This is a genomic window from Bradyrhizobium sp. JR4.3 (assembly GCF_040547695.1).
GTDB lineage: Bacteria > Pseudomonadota > Alphaproteobacteria > Rhizobiales > Xanthobacteraceae > Bradyrhizobium > Bradyrhizobium canariense.
Genome location: NZ_JBEPQF010000093.1, coordinates 1 through 1,451, shown reverse-complemented (window position 1 = coordinate 1,451; position 1,451 = coordinate 1). Strand labels below are relative to the sequence as shown.

Sequence of the window (1,451 nt, the reverse complement as noted above, 5' to 3'; positions counted from 1 at the left end):
CGAAGGTGCGGGCTGGCCGATGCATTCGATGAGCCGCGAGCTCGAGTTAGTAGCTGGCCGCCTCTGCGACTCGCCCGGTTGCGCTGAGAGCGCGAATCCGTAGTTGTCGTGTCGCCCGTAGCTCCCGTTCTGTGGTCTGATTGGCAGGAGGTGCGAATGCGACGGGTGATTGGCATCGACGTCCACCGAACTTTCGGGGAGGTGGTGATTTGGGAGGATGGCAGGCTCCGACATGCGGGCCGCATTGATATGACGCGGACTGCGTTGGAGGGATTTAGCAAGACCCTGCTGGCCAGTGATGAGGTGGTGGTCGAAGCGACCGGCAACAGCATGGCGGTATCCCGGGTTCTGGCCTCGTTCGTGGCACGGGTGATTATCGCCAATCCGCTGCAGGTGAAGGCGATCGCCCAGGCTCACGTCAAGACCGACAAGATTGATGCCGGCACGCTCGCCAGTCTGCAGGCGGCCGGGTACCTGCCGCAGATCTGGACGCCTGACGCGGAGACGGAACGCAAGCGTCGGCTGGTGGCGCGGCGCTACCAGGTCGTGCGGCATCGCACGCGGCTCAAGAACGAGGTGCATTCGATCCTGCACGCGCACCTGATCCCGAAGTGCCCGCATGCCGATCTTTTCAACGGCCGCGGCCGGGCGTGGTTGGCCGCCCAACCGTTGCCGGACGATGAGCGCGCGGCGATCGATCGGCACGTCCGCGAGCTTGACCGGCTGGCGGAAGATCTGGCCCTGCTCGACCGCGAGATCGCGCAGGACGCCATCGACGATTCCGTGGTCAACAGATTGATGACGATCACCGGCGTCAACTTGGCGGTCGCTGCCGGCATCATGGCGGCGATCGGCGACATCAGCCGGTTCAACAGCCCGCAGAAGCTGGTGAGCTATTTTGGGCTGAACCCGCGGGTACGGCAGTCCGGACTGGGCGCCGCCCATCACGGCCGCATCAGCAAGATCGGCCGCAGTCACGCGCGCGCCATGCTGGTCGAGGCGGCCTGGGCAGCGGCCAAGGCGCCCGGTCCGCTGCATGCGTTTTTCGTGCGCATCCGAGCCCGGCGCGGCCATCAGATCGCCGCGGTGGCCGTGGCCCGGAAGCTCACCGTGCTTTGCTGGCATTTGTTGACGAAGCGCGAGGATTACCTGTGGGCGCGCCCGGCACTGGTCGCCATCAAGACCCGCGCGATGCAGCTTCAAGCCGGACATCCGCAACAGAAAGGCAGCCGACGTGGGCCAGCGTATGCCTACAACATCAAGGCATTGCGCGACCGCGAGATGTTGATTGCCGCACAGGCGGAGCAAAGCTACGAGCGCTTGGTGACGCAATGGAAACCACGGCCAAAAACCGGCGCGCGGGCGCCTCAGGTCGGCAAGACAAAATAGGGCAGCCTGGTGGCGCTTGCAGCCGATGCGCCACGCTTCGCCACGAGGTCGCCCGCGCCCGC

At 65.5% G+C, this 1,451-nt stretch carries 1 protein-coding gene; it reads left to right on the top strand.

Annotated features, from left to right (window positions below; translation table 11 throughout):
• The first annotated feature begins 174 nt into the window (after positions 1-174).
• Positions 175-1,389 (top strand): IS110 family RNA-guided transposase, encoded by a 1,215-nt coding sequence (locus tag ABIB91_RS41650; protein WP_354172984.1) that lies wholly within the window; start codon positions 175-177, stop codon positions 1,387-1,389.
• Positions 1,390-1,451 lie beyond the last annotated feature (62 nt).